The organism is Cohaesibacter celericrescens, from assembly GCF_002866925.1.
In the GTDB taxonomy this organism is placed as follows: Bacteria; Pseudomonadota; Alphaproteobacteria; order Rhizobiales; family Cohaesibacteraceae; genus Cohaesibacter; species Cohaesibacter celericrescens.
Genome location: NZ_PKUQ01000011.1, coordinates 15,677 through 33,551, shown reverse-complemented (window position 1 = coordinate 33,551; position 17,875 = coordinate 15,677). Strand labels below are relative to the sequence as shown.

General features: G+C 52.3%; 18 protein-coding genes. 9 read left to right on the top strand and 9 right to left on the bottom strand.

The window, feature by feature from the left end; translation table 11 throughout:
* Nucleotides 1-130: 130 nt before the first annotated feature.
* A complete protein-coding gene (gene gloB / locus C0081_RS06205) occupies nucleotides 131-907 on the top strand; it encodes a hydroxyacylglutathione hydrolase (RefSeq protein WP_101532951.1) in 777 nt (258 codons plus the stop codon).
* 26 nt (nucleotides 908-933) lie between these two features.
* Here the strand turns inward: gloB and C0081_RS06200 are convergent, their stop codons facing one another.
* Nucleotides 934-1,425 (bottom strand): Lrp/AsnC family transcriptional regulator, encoded by a 492-nt coding sequence (locus C0081_RS06200; RefSeq protein WP_101532950.1) that lies wholly within the window; start codon nucleotides 1,423-1,425, stop codon nucleotides 934-936.
* A 345-nt stretch (nucleotides 1,426-1,770) separates the two neighbouring features.
* Here C0081_RS06200 and amaB point away from each other — a divergent pair, with 345 nt between their 5' ends.
* The 3 genes from amaB to C0081_RS06185 all read left to right on the top strand — a co-directional run bounded on the left by amaB (nucleotide 1,771) and on the right by C0081_RS06185 (nucleotide 5,016).
* Nucleotides 1,771-3,282, top strand: a complete 1,512-nt coding sequence (gene amaB / locus C0081_RS06195) for an L-piperidine-6-carboxylate dehydrogenase (RefSeq protein WP_425349449.1) — start codon at nucleotides 1,771-1,773, stop codon at nucleotides 3,280-3,282.
* A 140-nt stretch (nucleotides 3,283-3,422) separates the two neighbouring features.
* Nucleotides 3,423-4,217, top strand: a complete 795-nt coding sequence (locus C0081_RS06190) for a metal ABC transporter ATP-binding protein (protein WP_180966779.1) — start codon at nucleotides 3,423-3,425, stop codon at nucleotides 4,215-4,217.
* Complete coding sequence (locus C0081_RS06185) at nucleotides 4,210-5,016, top strand: metal ABC transporter permease (RefSeq protein ID WP_101532947.1); 807 nt, start codon at nucleotides 4,210-4,212, stop codon at nucleotides 5,014-5,016. The genes C0081_RS06190 and C0081_RS06185 overlap by 8 nt, the downstream gene beginning before the upstream one ends.
* A gap of 4 nt (nucleotides 5,017-5,020) precedes the next feature.
* Here the strand turns inward: C0081_RS06185 and yddG are convergent, their stop codons facing one another.
* From yddG to C0081_RS06170, 3 genes are all read right to left on the bottom strand, one after another.
* A complete protein-coding gene (yddG, locus tag C0081_RS06180; RefSeq protein ID WP_101532946.1) occupies nucleotides 5,021-5,905 on the bottom strand; it encodes an aromatic amino acid exporter YddG in 885 nt (294 codons plus the stop codon).
* A gap of 165 nt (nucleotides 5,906-6,070) precedes the next feature.
* Complete coding sequence (gene phbB / locus C0081_RS06175; RefSeq protein ID WP_101532945.1) at nucleotides 6,071-6,799, bottom strand: acetoacetyl-CoA reductase; 729 nt, start codon at nucleotides 6,797-6,799, stop codon at nucleotides 6,071-6,073.
* A 248-nt stretch (nucleotides 6,800-7,047) separates the two neighbouring features.
* Nucleotides 7,048-8,232 carry an acetyl-CoA C-acetyltransferase gene (locus C0081_RS06170; RefSeq protein ID WP_101532944.1) on the bottom strand — a complete coding sequence of 395 codons (1,185 nt, stop codon included), beginning with the start codon at nucleotides 8,230-8,232 and terminating at the stop codon, nucleotides 7,048-7,050.
* Between the two features lie 336 nt (nucleotides 8,233-8,568).
* On the opposite strand from C0081_RS06170, the gene phaR reads away from it, so the two are divergent.
* Entirely contained in the window at nucleotides 8,569-9,141 is a 573-nt protein-coding gene (phaR, locus tag C0081_RS06165; protein ID WP_101532943.1) for a polyhydroxyalkanoate synthesis repressor PhaR, read from the top strand.
* A 103-nt stretch (nucleotides 9,142-9,244) separates the two neighbouring features.
* Here the strand turns inward: phaR and C0081_RS06160 are convergent, their stop codons facing one another.
* A complete protein-coding gene (locus tag C0081_RS06160; RefSeq protein WP_180966778.1) occupies nucleotides 9,245-10,933 on the bottom strand; it encodes a phosphodiesterase in 1,689 nt (562 codons plus the stop codon).
* 351 nt (nucleotides 10,934-11,284) lie between these two features.
* Between C0081_RS06160 and C0081_RS06155 the strand changes: the two genes are divergently transcribed.
* On the top strand, nucleotides 11,285-11,611 hold the full coding sequence (locus C0081_RS06155) for a hypothetical protein (RefSeq protein WP_101532941.1): 327 nt from the start codon (nucleotides 11,285-11,287) through the stop codon (nucleotides 11,609-11,611).
* Between the two features lie 43 nt (nucleotides 11,612-11,654).
* Here the strand turns inward: C0081_RS06155 and ggt are convergent, their stop codons facing one another.
* The 4 genes from ggt to C0081_RS06135 all read right to left on the bottom strand — a co-directional run bounded on the left by ggt (nucleotide 11,655) and on the right by C0081_RS06135 (nucleotide 15,352).
* A complete protein-coding gene (gene ggt, locus C0081_RS06150) occupies nucleotides 11,655-13,241 on the bottom strand; it encodes a gamma-glutamyltransferase (RefSeq protein ID WP_101532940.1) in 1,587 nt (528 codons plus the stop codon).
* Nucleotides 13,242-13,396: 155 nt separating this feature from the next.
* Nucleotides 13,397-13,816 (bottom strand): hypothetical protein, encoded by a 420-nt coding sequence (locus tag C0081_RS06145; protein ID WP_101532939.1) that lies wholly within the window; start codon nucleotides 13,814-13,816, stop codon nucleotides 13,397-13,399.
* 194 nt (nucleotides 13,817-14,010) lie between these two features.
* Nucleotides 14,011-14,193, bottom strand: coding sequence for a 50S ribosomal protein L32 (gene rpmF, locus C0081_RS06140; RefSeq protein WP_101532938.1), 183 nt, complete (start codon nucleotides 14,191-14,193; stop codon nucleotides 14,011-14,013).
* Nucleotides 14,194-14,443: 250 nt separating this feature from the next.
* Nucleotides 14,444-15,352, bottom strand: coding sequence for a hydrogen peroxide-inducible genes activator (locus tag C0081_RS06135; RefSeq protein WP_101532937.1), 909 nt, complete (start codon nucleotides 15,350-15,352; stop codon nucleotides 14,444-14,446).
* Between the two features lie 185 nt (nucleotides 15,353-15,537).
* Between C0081_RS06135 and C0081_RS06130 the strand changes: the two genes are divergently transcribed.
* The 3 genes from C0081_RS06130 (at nucleotide 15,538) to C0081_RS06120 (ending at nucleotide 17,858) form a co-directional block, all read left to right on the top strand.
* A complete protein-coding gene (locus C0081_RS06130) occupies nucleotides 15,538-16,086 on the top strand; it encodes a peroxiredoxin (RefSeq protein ID WP_101532936.1) in 549 nt (182 codons plus the stop codon).
* Between the two features lie 151 nt (nucleotides 16,087-16,237).
* Nucleotides 16,238-16,756: an alkylhydroperoxidase, AhpD family gene (gene ahpD, locus C0081_RS06125; RefSeq protein ID WP_101532935.1), complete on the top strand. Its 519-nt coding sequence runs from the start codon at nucleotides 16,238-16,240 to the stop codon at nucleotides 16,754-16,756.
* A 166-nt stretch (nucleotides 16,757-16,922) separates the two neighbouring features.
* Entirely contained in the window at nucleotides 16,923-17,858 is a 936-nt protein-coding gene (locus C0081_RS06120) for a polyprenyl synthetase family protein (RefSeq protein WP_101532934.1), read from the top strand.
* The last annotated feature ends 17 nt before the right edge of the window (nucleotides 17,859-17,875 follow it).

Below are 17,875 nucleotides of genomic sequence, written 5' to 3'. Positions count from 1 at the left end.
AATTATAAACCCAGATGTCAAAAAAGCGCTCAGCGATCACATGACTCAGTAATTTTCACTATATCTTACCCATCAAGTGTGCCAAACTCCCCAACAAAAGGCTGCTGCTGCCAAAAGGAGAGGTGACGACATGCCACCACATGCGCTCGAAACAAAGCTCATCCCGTGCCGATCTGACAATTACGCCGTTCTTGCGCACGATCCAGAAGACAAAATCACACTTCTGGTTGACGTGCCAGACGCTGAAGCGGTCCTGTCCGCGCTAGAGGAAACCGATTGGTCCCTTACGCATATTCTGATCACCCACCACCATTTTGATCATGTAGACGGCCTGGAAGCGGTCAAAGCTGCCACAGGCGCAACGGTCTATGGACCCGCCAGCAGCAAAGACCGTGTCCCATCAATCGACAAATGCGTTGAAGACGGTGATGAATTTACTTTTGGGGATCTTTCGGTCTATGCGCTTGGCACTCCGGGACATACGCTGGATCATATCAGCTATTGGATACCCGACGCCCAGCTGGCCTTCACCGGTGACACATTATTTGCCATGGGATGTGGGCGTGTCTTTGAGGGCACACTGCGCGATATGTGGTTCTCAGTGGACAAATTGGCAAAGCTGCCGCCCGAAACAACCGTATTTTGCGGCCATGAATATACAGAAGCCAACGGCGATTTCTGCCTCTCTATTGAGCCGGACAATGAATTGCTACAGCAAAGAGTGGCTGAAATCAAAGCTCTGCGCGCTCAAGGGCTTCCTACAATTCCCTTCACAATTCTGGAAGAGCTCACCACCAACAGTTTTGTCCGCGCCAACAATCAGGACATTAAGACCTCTCTTGGCATGGCCGATGCAACTGATCCGGAAGTGTTTGCGGAACTCCGCACCCGCAAAGACAGTTTTTAGTGGTTTAAATAGGACATTTCAAACCACTAGAAGGGTTCTTGACCAAACATCTTCTTGGCCGTCTCATTGATCAGAGTGTGACGGCGGTCAAATTTTTTGGCCAGAATAATGTTGGTCATGGTGCGCGCGACACCAGCAATCTCCCCTATTTCGTCTAGCAAGGCGTCGAGATCCTCCAGCTGAGGCATCTCGACGATGAGCGCCAAATCAAACGCGCCGTTGACCGTAAAACAAGACGAAATTTCAGGAAACCCTTCAAGCTTCTCAACAATAGCCCCTTGCAGCTTGGGGTCAATTTCAACAAACACAATTGCCCGATTGAGCGATTCCAACGGATCACTGTTCAGCAAAACGGTAAAACCATCGATCACGCCCTCACGCTTGAGGCGTTCAATCCGTTCATGAACAGTGGAACGCGCAACGGACAGTTTGCGACCGATTTCGGACGTGGACATCCGCGCGTCCGCTTGCAAAAAACGGATCAGTTGGCGATCCAAATCATCCAGTGTACGCCGCATGCCGCCTCTCCTCATATTCATATTCATATCGAGCCATTCCTTCAGGAGCGCTCATACCGATCCAGATTGATTCTGAAAAGACAATCTCATCAAGGGGCAGTTATTCATATATTTACGACCAAGGCCAACAACATTTTGACATTTTATCACCTTTGTCCAGCATTTTGCCGAAAATGACCGGCATTTTATAGTGCCCGCGTTTACAGCCTCTATGGTTAGCGAAAACGGCGTCCTATAGTAGGCGCCGCAATAATAATTTAGCAATCAAAATCAATGTCTTAGCGATGAAACATAAAAGCCTCCCAAACAGTTCATCGCTCCTCACCTTCCTTCGGAGAAATCACTATGAGTAACGTTCTCGTCACAGAGGCCCAATCCCTATTGCAAGAAATGGGCGTCGACATAGACACGCTCGCAGGCACCCTCAGTGTTGCCAGCCCGATTGATGGCTCAGTAATCGGACAGGTCGCAGAGCAGGGTGCGGCTGACATGGACAAAGCCGTCACCGCCGCCCATCAAGCCTTTTTATCTTGGCGGTCTGTACCAGCCCCTGTGCGCGGCGAGCTTGTCCGACTGTTGGGCGAAGAATTGCGCACCCATAAAAAAGCCCTCGGCAAACTGGTAACAATCGAAGCAGGCAAGATCCTGTCGGAAGGCCTGGGTGAAGTGCAGGAAATGATCGACATTTGCGATTTTGCGGTTGGTCTCTCCCGTCAGCTTTATGGTAAAACCATTGCCTCAGAACGCCCGGGTCACCGCATGATGGAAAGTTGGCATCCAATGGGTGTGTGTGGCGTGATCTCCGCCTTCAACTTCCCCGTTGCAGTCTGGTCGTGGAACACCTGCCTCGCTTTGGTTTGCGGCGACAGCGTGGTGTGGAAGCCATCAGAAAAAACGCCACTGACCGCACTTGCCTGCAATGCAATCATCCAGCGCGTTATTGAGGAGTTCGATGACGCGCCAGCTGGCTTGCATCAATTGGTCGTCGGCGGCCCAGCCGTTGGCGAAGCATTGGTCGACAACCCTCTTATCTCCATTCTCTCCGCCACCGGTTCCACCCGCATGGGCAAGGCCGTTGGTCCACGTGTCGCCAGTCGTTTTGGACGGTCCATACTGGAGCTTGGTGGCAACAACGCCATGATCGTCGCCCCAAGCGCGGACCTTGATATGGCAATCCGTGCGATTTGCTTCTCCGCCGTTGGCACTGCAGGACAGCGCTGCACCTCTTTGCGCCGCGTCATTGTGCATGAGAGCATCGCCGACACACTGATCGAACAGCTCAAGAAAGCCTACAACAGCTTACCAGTGGGGTCTCCTCTGGAGGCCAACACCCTGGTAGGGCCGCTTATTGACCAAGCCTCTTTTGAGGGCATGCAGGCATCACTGGCAAATGCCAAACAAGAAGGCGGTATCATCACAGGCGGAGCCCGCGCGGACGGAGGCAACAAAAACGGGTTTTATGTCCATCCGGCCATTGTGGAAATGCCCGAGCAATCGGCGACCGTCAAAACAGAGACCTTCGCACCGATCCTCTATGTGATGCGCTATTCCAACATGGATGAAGCCATCGCGATGCATAATGACGTCCCGCAAGGCCTGTCGTCCTGCATCTTCACGCTGGATATGCGTGAAGCAGAGCGCTTCATGAGCGCAGCAGGGTCTGACTGCGGTATCTGCAACGTCAACATTGGCCCATCCGGCGCAGAAATTGGCGGAGCCTTTGGCGGCGAAAAAGAAACCGGTGGTGGCCGAGAGTCCGGTTCTGATGCATGGCAAGGCTATATGCGTCGCGCCACAAACACCATCAACTATTCTACAGAACTGCCACTCGCACAGGGTGTCTCGTTCGACGTTTAACGCAACCAGCACAACACAAACATGCAAAAGAATTAAGGGCCGGAGACGGCCCTTTTTTGTGTTTCCACCTCTTCACATGCTTGCGTCCGCAAGAAAATGTTATATTGTACCATTCCCTAATTTTCAGCCATGGCAAAGACGTGAACAGCAAAAACCCTCTCCTTGTCGGCAACGACATATCCGTTCACAGTGACGGTAAAACACTCCTAGACAAAGTGTCCCTCTCAATTGCGGCGGGTGAAATCGTCACAATTATTGGCCCTAACGGAGGGGGAAAAACCACACTGATCAAAGCTTTGCTCGGCCTACGGCCTATTACATCGGGCACTGTGCAACGCCGCACAGGACTAAAAATCGGTTACGTCCCACAAAAATTGGTCATTGACCGCACTTTGCCTTTGACCGTCGAGCGGTTGATGAATTTGACACAAACACACAGTCACGACGCGATCAAACAGGCACTCAACGAAACCGGTGTTGCACAAAAATACAAAGACAATATCCATACATTATCCGGCGGTGAAATGCAGCGGGTTCTGTTGGCCCGCGCACTGATCGGGAAACCGGATATGATGGTCTTGGATGAACCAGTACAAGGCGTCGATTATGTAGGGGAATTAGCCTTGTACAGCTTGATTGAAACAATTCGAGACAAACACCAATGCGGCATTCTTTTGGTCTCCCATGATCTGCATATGGTGATGCGGGCCTCGACCCGTGTTATTTGCCTCAACACCCATGTTTGTTGCTCTGGTCAGCCTGCTGATGTTGAAAAAAGCCCCGATTACCAACGGCTATTCGGCGGCAAAAGCCTTCAAACCATGGTGCCTTACAGCCACCACCACAGCCACAGTCACGACCCGTTGGACGCCGGCATTCTCGACACAGATTGCAGCTGCGGCGACGATCATCCAGAAGGACATCCGCATGTTTGATGATTTTTTCATGCGCGCCATTGTTGGTGGCATCGGCATTGCCCTGGTCTCTGGCCCACTGGGATGTTTCATCGTTTGGCGTCGCATGGCCTACTTTGGCGAAACCATGGCTCACGCAGCCCTTTTGGGCATTGCCCTCAGCCTGCTTCTCGAAACCCTGCCTATTTGGGGTGTCTTCACGGTTTCCATCACCATTGCAATGGCACTTTATGGCTTGGAAAAACTCGATCGTCTTTCCAGCGACACCCTGCTCGGCATCCTATCCCACGCCTCACTCGCTATTGGCCTGCTTGCTTTGGGCTTCATGACATGGATACGGGTCGACATTCTGTCTCTGCTGTTTGGCGACATATTGTCAGTCAACAAAACGGACCTGATAACCATTTGGGGTGGCGGTTTTATTGTGCTCGCCCTGCTGTTTAGCCATTGGCGCAGTTTGTTGGCAACCACCATCAGTCCGGATATCGCAGCGGCTGAGGGCCTGCCAACCAAGCGCGCCAATTTGGTGTTTATCTTGCTCATCGCCTTGGTCATTGCCGTGGCAATGAAACTCATTGGCGTGCTGTTGATCACATCGCTGCTGATTATTCCAGCTGCAACCGCCCGACAATTTGCCCGCAGTCCTGAAAGCATGGCGGCGATGGCTGCAGGGGTCGCCTGTCTGGCTATCGTTCTGGGTCTCAATGGCTCCTTAATCTGGGACTCCAGTCCGGGGCCATCGATTGTTCTGGGAGCGTTTTTGCTATTTCTGACATCTTTGCTCCTTGCGCCCTATGTCAGGAAACTGCGCAAGCCATAGCCCCTTAAGTCTTGGATTTAGACCGCATAATCAGATCTTTTGACGCCAAAGCAGCACCAGCAGTAATCAGCACTGCTGCCATTGCGATCATCCAACTAAAACTGGCAAACCCAGCAACGATGAGCACTGCCGTTGACAGAAGCGGCGCAACATAGGACGCCGCCCCCAGAACCTGAATATCGCCATGCTTGACACCAAAATCCCAGACATAGAATGCAGCCCCGACCGGCATCAGGCCCAAGCCCAAAACTGCCGCCCATTCCTGCCAATTTGCGGGCCAAACAGTGGTTTCAAAAACCATATGCGCAACACCGCTCAAAACAGCAGTCACAAGGCAAAATCCGACAACGATATCGGTTGGCACTGATGAAAATTTGCGCGATAGAATGGAATAACCCGTCCATGTAAAAGCACAGACAATCGCCGCAAAATATCCATTGGCATAGCGCGTATCGATCGATATGCCTTGCCCTTTTGAGACAATAACAAAGGTGCCGACCAGCCCCAACAGCGCCCCAGCCCCGTGGTACCAACGAAGTTTCTCTCCAGGTAGCAACGCGGACATCACGACAATCAGCAAAGGCCAAAGATAGGCAATCAAACCCGCTTCGACGGGTGGGGCCAGCCTCAGGGCGGTATAGTAGAAAAAATGGTAACCGAACAGCCCAATGACACCCAATGCCCAAACCTGCCATGGCTGCCTCAGTGCCTTAGCGGCTCCGGGACGAAACAGCCAACTGACAAGCCCTAACGATCCCCCGATCAGAAAAGTCATTGCCGTCAACTGAAATGGTGGAACGGTGCCGCTTGCCGCAGTAAAAAGCGCCAGCAAGGCCCACATCAAAATGGCGGTAAAACCGATCAGAGTGGCAAACAGTCGTTTAGGCATAAAGGGTCCGATCAGAATGAAGACTCAGACCAGCACCTAACAACAAACAAGCCGCGAGTGGAAAGCGCTTGCGGCTTGTTATCCAAGGATTTTCAATCTTTATCAGTCAAACTTGGCGGGCGCCTGTTCTTCCGGGTACAGTCGAACAGCCTGCAGCACCAATTCCTAACCGTTGGCTATATACTGACCACCATTGACGGTCATGACAGAACCGGTAACAAAAGCGGCTTTGTCTGAAGCAAGGAAGGCGACCATGGCAGCAATTTCATCCGCCTGCCCCAAACGACCAACCGGGATGCCTGCAATAATGCTTTCCAGAACTTTCTCTGGCACTGCAGCAACCATATCCGTGTCAATATAACCGGGGCAAATGCAATTGACTGTAATGCCCTTGCGGGCCGTCTCCTGCGCCATTGCCTTGGTAAACCCGATCACTCCGGCTTTGGCCGCGGAATAGTTGGTTTGGCCCATTTGGCCCTTCTGGCCATTGATCGAAGAGATATTGATGATACGGCCATGACCGCGCTCACGCATGCCATCGATGATCGGCTTGGTCATGTAATACATCGAGTTGAGATTGACATTGATCACCTCATGCCACTGATCGACAGCCAACTTGTGCAGCATGCCATCGCGTGTGATGCCTGCATTGTTGACAACCAAATCAATAGGGCCGAGCACGTCTTCAACCTGCTTGATGCCCGCCTGACAGGCTTCATAGTCACCCACATCCCACTTGAAAGCTTTAATGCCCGTCCGCTCAGAAAAGGCCTGCGCCCGCTCGTCATTGCCTGCATAATTGGCGGCAACAACATATCCAGCCTCCTTGAGAGCGATAGAAATGGCTTCTCCGATTCCGCGGGTACCACCGGTTACAACTGCGACTTTCGACATGGAATTCCTCCTCTAGTCAGTCACCGGATCCGCCTTCCTCATTGCATAGAACCGGCACTGGAATACCCCCAGGGCCAACGCAGACCCTTACGACTTATTGATCGAGCAATTCATGCATTTTAGGCCGCACAATTTACCCCTAATTTCTTTTTTGACCCTGCATAACGAACTCTCCGGCCCATTTTGGGACACTTGGTACAGGGCAGAAAACCGCCCCGCACAACTATTTTGTCACTGACGAATGGTCTTTATGCGCGTTCAACGCACAGAGCCACGCCCATGCCGCCACCGATACATAGAGTAGCAAGGCCCTTTTTGGCATCGCGGCGTTTCATTTCATGCAAAAGGGTGACAAGAACACGACAGCCGGACGCGCCAATCGGATGGCCGATAGCGATCGCACCGCCGTTGACATTCACCTTCTCAACATCCCACCCCATGTCCGAATTGACGGCAAAAGCCTGGGCAGCGAACGCTTCGTTGGCTTCAACCAGATCAAGATCGGATACAGACCAACCGGCTTTTTCCAGTGCTTTGGTTGACGCAGGAATTGGACCGGTGCCCATGATCGCGGGATCGACACCAACAGAGGCCCATGATTTAATTGTTGCCAGTGGTGTGAGACCCCTTTTTTTGGCTTCTTCAGCGCTCATCATCACGACAACGGCAGCACCGTCATTCAAGCCAGAAGCATTGCCTGCCGTGACGGAGCCATCTTTGACAAAGGCCGGACGCAGCTTCTGCATGCCTTCGATATTGGCTCCGATGCGAATATACTCGTCATCCTCGACCACACGTTCCTTGCGGCGTTCGATAACCGTAACCGGCACAATTTCATCCTTGAATTTGCCGGCTTTCTGCGCGGTTTCTGCTTTATTTTGTGAAGCAACAGCAAACGCATCCTGCGCCTCACGGCTGATCTGCCACTGGTTGGCAATATTTTCCGCAGTCTGCCCCATGTGATAATCGTTGAATGCACACCACAGACCGTCTTTAACCATGGTGTCGGTGAATTTCGCATCCCCCATTTTTGTGCCGCTGCGCATTTGGGACGCGTGCATCGAGATGGACATGCTTTCCTGACCACCGGCAACAACGATATTGGCATCGCCCATGGCAATCTGTTGCATACCAAGCGCAACAGATCGCAAGCCCGAACCACAAACCTGATTGATGATCCAAGCTGGAGCCCGCTCGCCAACGCCAGCCTTGAGCGCGGCCTGGCGCCCTGGGTTCTGCCCCTGACCTGCCGTCAAGACCTGACCCAAAATCACTTCATCAACATCAGCGGCATCGACGTTGGCCTGAGCCAGAGCTCCTTTGATGGCAAGAGCGCCCAGATCGGACGCGGGCATATTTGCAAAGGAGCCGAGGAATGATCCCACGGGCGTCCGCGCAGCAGCGACGATGACGATGTCAGTGCCTGAAGTCATAATTTTATCCCTGTATGTTTGACAAATAATCCAACCGGTTTCGCGTTCCCATTGCACAACAGAAAGCAGGCAATCGTCAACATCGCTGTTAACGGGCAGCTTCCTTATGATAAATCGGTCAGAAAGGCGCACTTAGTCAATTACGCCATGGACCTAGTCAGAAAGGCCAATGACACGTCGCCCTTGTTGTTCGCAATCCAGACAGCCAGACCGCACATGCGAAAGAGCGAGAGACAAAGGGTTGGCAATGCAGCATGAACAATTTAAGCTGATTGACAACCTATCTAGCGCGGGGGGTATCGTGCCGCTCCGACTTCATGACGAGGCCAAGCGCAAATGACAAAAAAGTCTGATCAAACGGTTATTAAAAAATACGCCAATCGCAGACTCTACAACACTGGCACTAGCACATATGTGACGCTCGAAGACTTGTCTGAGATGGTCAAGGCCGATGATGATTTTGTCGTTTTCGATGCCAAGAGCGGTGCCGACATCACTCGATCGGTTCTAACCCAAATTATTTTTGAACATGAAAACAAAGGTCAAAACCTGCTACCAATTGCGTTTTTGCGTCAGTTAATCCGTTTTTATGACGATTCGATGCAAACGCTGGTACCCAGCTATCTGGAATTTGCCATGCAGAACCTGACCAATGATCAGGATGCCCTGCGCAAACAACTGACAGATTCTTTCGGGAATTCCGCATTCGGTGCGATGGAAGACCATGTTCGCCGCAACACCGATATGTTTGAAAATGCCATGAAAATGTTCATGCCCTTCAGTCAACCCGTGAGTGACACAACACAGCCCGCGCCAGAAAAGCCGGCCAATGAACTGGATACGCTCAAAGACCAGATCGCGGATATGCAAAAGAAGATCTCGGAACTGGCTGATAAAAACCGCGACTGATGCCCAAAGCCCTATCGACGACAAAAAGGCGGGTCCAGAACCCGCCTTTATTATTACGCGCCTATTTGTGCGCCGCAAAATCGGAAATTCCAACCGCCCGACTTTAGACCACCAAACTGTGATCCCCGGCTTTGGCCCATGGAAGATCCTTGCTGGCCTTGCCGTAGTGATACCCCTGATAATAGGCCACGTCCATCGAGGACAGCACTTGGGCAACTTGCTCTGTCTCAACCCATTCAGCCACCACTTCGATTTCCAACTCTTTAGCCAGCTCTGAAAACATCCGCACAAAGGCGCGATTCTGTGCGTTGGTGTCGATGTCTTGCACAAAAGACCCATCGATTTTCACCAGATTGACATCAAGTCGCTGCAGATTGCGAAACGATGTATATCCGGCACCAAAATCATCAATCGCAACCTTGGCACCAAGCGAACGCAAACTTTGAACAAAGGCGATGGCGCCTTCCATATTCCGTATCGCAGCTTTTTCGGTGATTTCCACCACAAGTCGCTCTGCCACGTCGGGATAATTAGCGACTCTGGCCTGCAAATAGGCATTCCAGTCCTTGTCCATTGCAACATCTGGCGAAACATTGATACTCAGGCGCGCTTCTGGATAGCTGAACAACACATCAAGCGTCATTTCCAGAATGCGATGGTCAAGCATAGCCGCCAACCCCAACTGCTCAGCAAAATCCACGAAGGTTGCCGCCGGAATAGCATTGCCTTCTTGGTCATCCACCCGCATCAGGACTTCATAATAGGCAGGCTCCCCACTTTGCGCCTCAACGATTGGCTGGAACGCCAGATCTATACGGCGGTCATTGAGGCATGAAATGACTTCATCGGCCATTTTGATGGTCTTTTCACGCTCATCCAGCGCAAAGGGAACCGCATTGAAAGATCGAAAGGACCCACGATTGTGATGTTTGGCTCGATCCAAAGCGTCCAACGCACAGACTTCGGCGGTACGCAGATCTGGCACATCCTTGCCCAAATACACCCCACCCATTGTCATGGTCACATGCACCGGCCCCACATCGGTCTGGATGAGGTCGTCGCGCGTAGCCTCCAAAAACCGCTCGGCTGTCGCAGCCATTTCGGCCTCGGAGCAATTATTGATCAGCAAACCAAATTTGGTGCCGGAAATTCGCCCGACCAGATCGCCATCGCGCAACCGGCGCGAAATGCGCCCAGCCACTTCGCGAATAACCTGATCGGCAATATCGAAGCCATAAGCCTCATTGACGACGCGAAAATTATCAATATGCGCAACCAAATAGCAGGAAACCTGATCTGATTGCGCCCGACATTCTAAATTCTGGCTCAACTGATCGAGAAAAATAGAACGGTTATAGAGACCCGTCAGCTCATCAAACTGGGACAAGAAGCGCTGGCGTTGCTCGCGATGGTGCCGCTCGTTGACCACCCGCATAATGCCATGAACACGCTCAGCACGCCCATCACTACCAGCAAACCAACGACCACTCTCTTCCACCCACAAGCGAACCTCGGATTCAAATCCGTTTGGCGCCAGACAATAGATGCATTCGAACGGAACACCACTGCCGTTATCAGTGCGCCCAGATCCAAAAATAGAGCGATAACGGGCACCGATTGTATCAGGCGTAACACGGTCCGCAAACGCCTGCCCTGTCGGGCAAGAGGCAACAACATTGGCCTGCATGACCTCAGCAGCATTACTGCTCCAGCGCAGCTGATCACCGCTGGCTTGCCAGTCATAGATCACTTCACCGATTGAGGTCAGAATATCGCGCGCTTTTATTACCATGGCCTTGTCCAGAGTGCTCGTGACACCCCAACCCATCTTTCTCGCAAATGATCGTTCACTTCGCCCAGACCACTCCGAACAGGAGAAATCCCTAAAAGACGCACCATCGGTGCGTCTCCAAACCCCGGTCCGCAACACGCTCCTCCGCATGTGTAGATCACTTTCTCTTGATTAGAAGCCAACAAGGTTAATTTTTTCCAAATCCCGCCACGAAAGCCCTTCTCAGCCGTTAACCAAACTCTTAACAGAGTGTTAACAGATGGCCCGCTTCTTGCGTCGTCTTCCTGTAGATCGATCAGAAATCAACGTATCTGTACCACTTTGAAACAGATTTTCGGGAAGGCGCAACCAATGACACATTTCAACGTCACTCCATCGCTGGCAATCTCGATAGGTAGTAGTCCGTATAATCCACATTTACTGACCGATGAGCGCAGGTCCACAAACGACGACCCAATCAACAAAGTTACCGTTGCCAAAGCAGCGGCGCCCATGTATCCGTCCATGCCAATTGGAAGTTATAGCCAAATTGAAGCACAAATATTGGCAGGAAACAGCCAGCGCACCTTCCGTCGCCCCTCGGCCAACAGCCCACGAGACGCCGCACGCGCTTATGGTCAGGCGCGCCGCCGTCCACAAATGGTTTCAGATCAACCACGCCTTCAGAATGTTGTTTAAAGACAGCGTCCGGACAAAAACGCCGATACGACAGCAAAATTGGTCAGTATCCGATGGCTAAGCCATCTTTGCGACAATCCGATGCGGCGCAATAAAGCCCGCTTTCCCTATCGATCTGGATAATTTGTCCACCACCTTGAGGTTTTTCAGCCCATCGCATGACATGGCCTTTTGCCTTTAGCGCCTCAAAAACGTCCGGATCAAAGCTCCGTTCGGCCAGCGCATCGCCAGCTTCATTCCAAAACAGCCGCTCGCAATCCAGAGCCTCTTGCGGGTCCATGCCATAGTCGACCATGTTAACAATCACTTGCGCATGCCCCTGCGCCTGATAGGCCCCGCCCATTACCCCGAAGGATAACCACGTCCTGCCGTCTTTGCGCACCATTGCGGGAATAATGGTATGCAGCGGACGTTTGCCGCCATCAATACAGTTGGGATGCCCCGGCTCGACAACAAAACACGCGCCCCGATTTTGCAGCATAACGCCACCTTTCTGGGTACAACGTCGCGCACCAAAACCGCGATACACTGAATTGATGAAAGAAACGCTGCGCCCGTCCTCGTCAGCTACCGTCAAATAGACTGTATCAGATTGAGACGGGACAAAACTAGGCAACGTATCATTGCGGCGCTCCGGCGAGATGCTCGCCGCCAATTGCCGAGCATATTGCTCGGACGTCAAAGTCTGGATTGACTCCCGCATATGCTCGATATCCGCAATATGCTGATCCCGCATGCCATAGGCCAACCGGCCGGCCTCCAGCTGAATATGATGCCGTTCCGCTCCATGCGGCTCCAGCCCTGCCATATCAAACTGCTCAAGAATTTTCAGCAAGGTAAGTGCGGTGATGCCTTGCCCGTTGGGGGGAAGCTCGACAACATCGACACCACGATAGGAGGCAATCACCGGTTCCATCTGCTCACAAGTCACGCCCGCCAGATCTTCCTCAGTGAGCAATCCTCCATAGCTCTGCACAAGGGCGGCAATTTCCGCGGCAACAGCACCATGATAAAAAGCATCGGGACCATGTGCAGCCACTGCGCGCAAGGTTTGCGCCAACGCTGGCGCCGCATGCCGCTCACCGACTTTTGGGGCCCGCCCTTTGATCAGATAATGCAGGGCGGCACCGGGATCTTTTTTAAGATCAGAAACCAAATCCTGCCAGTCAAACGCCACACGGGCGGTAATCGCAACACCGCGCTCAGCATAATCGACAGCAGGAGCCAGCACCGCATCAAGACCCAAGCGGCCATGATCTCGAACCAAGCGGTCCCAGCATTTGAGCGCTCCGGGGACAGTAACCGCATGAATACTGTCCTCGGAAATTTCGGTGATGCCGCGTTCAAGGAACCAATCCGGCTTGGCCGCCGCCGCAGACAGGCCAGATCCATTGTAGCCATGGATTTGTCCGTCGGGCTCACTGACAATGGCAAAGCAATCCCCGCCAATACCGGTCATATGCGGCTCGACCACGCACAAAACCGCGCCTGCCGCCACAGCAGCATCCACAGCATTGCCACCCTTTTGCAGCACTGACAGGGCCACGCTGCTGGCAATCGGATGAGAGGTCGCACAAATGCCGCGCTCGCCATAAACAGGGGAACGCCCCGGCAACTGAAAATCCCGCATGGGAAACCCTCCTGATCCAGATAGATATTAATAGACGGAATTGGCAAAAAACCCCACCCGCGACCATTACTGAAAAAAGCATTCAGCGCAATGGCTGTCAAACGCTCAAAAAGGTCTTATGTCGTGATAAATTCAACCGTGTCTCGAAGCCTTTATTAGGGCTGCATGCCCGGCCCGAAAGTCATATCCCGCCGTGCTCCACGGATAGTGACCGAGTATCCAGCAATCACATCAATGAGAGAAATCACCATCAGAATAAAAAAGACCGAAGTTGCGGTTTCGCGCACCAACAAAAATTCAATGAGATAGGCCACGAACAATAGTGTCGACAATATATGATCGACAATAGACCCGACTCCTGTGCGCGTGGCTTTGAGGATTTCAATAAACAACAGAAACAAAGACGCCACGATCATCACGTCGCCCAATGTCAAAGTCCAGCGCGCATTGGACACCATTTCGATGGTAAAAATCGGTGCGCTCCATGGATCACCAACGACGACGCCCATAATCCCAAAAGCAAAGGCATTATAAACAATCAACGGCGCAATCAGCAGGGGAATATTGAAAAGCATTGGGCGTCTCCGTAGGGGCTTGGGTCAACATGAGCAGGATCAAAGCCAGCACACAAATATGACAGCGGCTTGAAACACGGGCTCACGGCTCGATATCTCACACTATAGCAACCGCCACAATAGCTGTAAAAATGGGCACAAAAAAAGGCCGGACAAGTCCGACCTTTTAATTTGTATCGTCAAGAAGCAAACACTTAAGCGTCTTTGGCTTCCAAAATCTGACGACCACGATAGATACCGGTCTTCAGGTCGATATGATGAGGACGGCGCAGCTCGCCAGAATCCTTGTCTTCGACATAGACCGACTGTTTCAGCGCGTCCACAGAGCGGCGAAAGCCACGCTTCATGCGGGTCACTTTTTTCTTTGGCACAGCCATGGTCAAAACTCCGTTGTCAATACCCAACCGTTCAGGGACAAACCCCGATATGGGAACAACTCTATTGTAAGAGATTGCGGGCCTTATACAGAACCCTACCGCGCTTGACCAGAGCAATCTTTCAAAAAAAAGCGCTTTTTCGAGATTCTTTGATCAAAGCACGATGCTTATCACCTGTCTTATCGCAAACAGGGAAAGATTCAAAGGACTGAATCACACATTCAGCCTTTTTCGCAAGCCCAGCTTCCAATCAAATAAAGCTCGACAGATAGTCAGCCAAAAGCCGCACATTGGGCTCCATCGCTGATTTCTTGCGCCATACCATTGCCAGTTCTCTTTCAGCAGGCTGTTCCTTCAAATCGCGGATCACAATATCGAGGCCATCAACCAGCCCCGTCCGCAACGCAATTTGTGGCAACAGCGTCACCCCCAGACCATTGGCCACCATTTGAACAATGGTGATTATGCTGGTCGCCTCAATCTCTTCCCCCATCTTGGCCCCGGGAGTTGAATCCATTCGCTTCAAACTGGACAGCGCATGGTCGCGGATGCAATGCCCATCTCCCAACAAGATCAGCGCCTGACTGTGCAAATCGCGTACCGATACTTTTTCTTTACGAACCAATGGATGACGCAAGGGCAAGGCCACTTGAAACCGGTCGGTACCCAGCGTTTGACAAGCAAAGGCGGACACTTGATAAGGCAATGCCACAATGGCAGCGTCCAATCGCCCCGCCCGCACATCGTCCAAAAGGGCACGGGTCAGGGTTTCGCGTAAATAGAGTTTCAGATCAGGATAATGCCGCCGCAACCCCGGCAATGCACGCGGCAGCAGAAAGGGCCCGATAGAGGGAATGACCCCAAGGCGCATCTGGCCTGACAAAGGCGCGTCTTGGCGTTGCGCCAAGGCCACCAGATCATCGGCATCGCTCAACAAACTTTCCGCCCGCACCAAAATCTCGGACCCAAGCCTGGTCAGCCGAAACCCGTCACTTTCGCGGTCCACCAATCCCGCTTGCAGAATTTCTTCAAGCTGGCCAATACCCGCACTCAGGGTGGATTGCGACACAGAGCAGGCCTCCGCTGCTCCACGGAAGGATTTTTTCTCAGCCAAAGCGCACAAATATTGCAGCTGGCGCAAGGTCGGACGAATGGTCATATCTGCACTCGGTCAAAAAGAGACGACGACAAATTCCGGATAGATCTTACAATCGAAAAAATCGATTGGCAAATTCGAAATTTGAGGTTTGATTGATCACCTCGATTATGGTTTAACACCTTATCGAATTTTGAATCATTCTAAATTGGGTGCCCTCCCGACATCCAAAGCTTTGGAGACATGACATGCACGGCATTGGCGATAAACTTCCAGAATTTTCGGTCACAGGTGTAAAGCCCGGTTTCAACGACATTGTAGAAAATGGCGAAAGCGCCTTTGAAGCCATCAACGAGAAAAGCTTTGAAGGCAAATGGAAGATCATCTTTTTCTACCCAAAAGACTTCACCTTTGTTTGTCCAACCGAAATCGCTGAATTCGCTCGTCTGAAAGACGAGTTCGAAGACCGTGATGCCGTTGTTATGGGCGGCTCCACCGACAACGAATTCTGCAAACTGGCATGGCGCCGCGATCACCCGGATCTCAACAAACTGCCAATCTGGATGTTTGCTGACACCAACGGGTCGCTGGTTGATGGCCTTGGTGTACGTCACCCTGATGGTGTTGCATACCGCTACACCTATGTTGTTGATCCCGACAACACCATCCAGCATGTCTATGCAACCAACCTCAATGTTGGCCGCAATCCAAAAGACACCCTGCGCGTTCTGGATGCTTTGCAGACGGACGAACTCTGCCCTTGCAACCGCGAAGTTGGCGGCGACGTTCTGGGCTAAGCCCCACATCAAGAAACCTCGAGGAGGCGGCCATCCCGCCTTCTCATTCGCCTCCCGAAGGCTCCAATCCATTCCCATTACAGCGGCCACCCGCTCCAGCGCCCTTTGGCGCGGAAACGACCGGTCATGCCCAATTGATCAGGAAATTCAGATGTCCATTGATAGCCTCAAAGCGCAAATGCCAGACTTTGCCAAAGATGTGAAACTCAATCTTTCCAACATGTCCGGTGAAGAAGGGCTGACCGAGCAACAAAAATACGGCCTGATGGTCGCCTGTGCCATTGCCAGCCGCAATACCACTGTGCGCGAAGCTTTTATTGCCGAAGCCGCCGACAAGCTCTCAGCCGAAGCGCTCACCGCTGCCAAAGGGGCCGCAACTTTGATGGGTATGAACAACATCTATTATCGCTTTGTGCATTTGGCCAGTAACAAAGACTATAGCTCGATGCCCGCCAAACTACGCATGAATTTTATCGCCCGCCCCGGCGTTGACAAAGTCGATTTTGAACTTTGGAGCCTTGCTGTTTCTGCCATGAATGGCTGCGGTATGTGCATTGACTCCCATGAAGGCATCCTGCGTCAGGCCGGACTGACAACCGAACAGGTACAAACCGCTATTCGGTTTGCCGCGATCATTCAGTCAGCAGCCATCGCACTGGAAGCAGCTTGATCTGACATACGGTGGGCAGTTGAGGCATCAGGCGGTCCTTTACCAAGCCGTTTATCAGACAAATAACTTGACGCCTCGGCAAAAAACGGGCATCGGCTATGCATAACAAAAGCCGATCCTACCGCCATAAAACCTGCCAGCTATGAGGCAGGGAAATCAGGAAGCCATGTCTCAAGAGTCTCAGCCTGAAAAAACTCAAACAGCAAACTTTGAGGAGCGCTTGCAAAACAGCGCAGATCAGATCGAGACTACCTTGCGCAGCTTATTAACAGACGCGCCCAGAGGCACCGAGCAATTGCGCCCGCCCAAATTACTAGCCGCCATGCAACACGGTGTGCTCAATGGTGGCAAGCGCATTCGCCCCTTCCTGATCGTCGAAGTGGCCCGCATGTTGGGATATGACCAAGCCGGTGTATTGCGCGCCGCATCAGCACTGGAATGCGTGCATTGTTACAGCCTGATCCATGACGACCTACCAGCCATGGATGATGACGATCTACGCCGCGGCAAACCAACCGTGCATGTCGCCTTTGATGAAGCCACCGCCATTTTAGCTGGCGACAGTCTGCTCACCCTTGCCTTTGACATATTGGCAGACGAGGCGACCCATCAAAAGGCAGAAGTTCGAGCAGCCTTGGTATTAGGTCTGGCTCAAAATGCAGGCATCGGCGGCATGGCAGGTGGTCAGAGCCTCGATATCGAAGCAGAAGGCCGCGATAGGACCGAGGCTGAAATCCGCCAAATGCAAGCCATGAAAACCGGAGCTCTGTTGCGCTATGCCTGTGAAGCAGGCGCGATACTTGCTGAGGCCTCAGCAAAAGAACAAGCTGCTGTCACCCGCTTTGGCACCATCATCGGCTTGGCTTTTCAGCTCGCCGACGATCTTCTTGACGTCACCGCCACATCCGCGCAATTGGGCAAAACAGCTGGCAAGGATTTGCAGTCCCACAAGGCCACATTGGTCAGCCTGAATGGGGTGGACGCAACGCGAGAAACGCTCAATAGCCTGATCCTTGAGGCCGAAGAAACTCTGGCCCCCTTTGCAAACAAAGCAGATGTGCTAATCGCCACGGCCCGCTTCATCGCCAACCGCCAGCATTAAGCAGCGTCAGCCTGGGA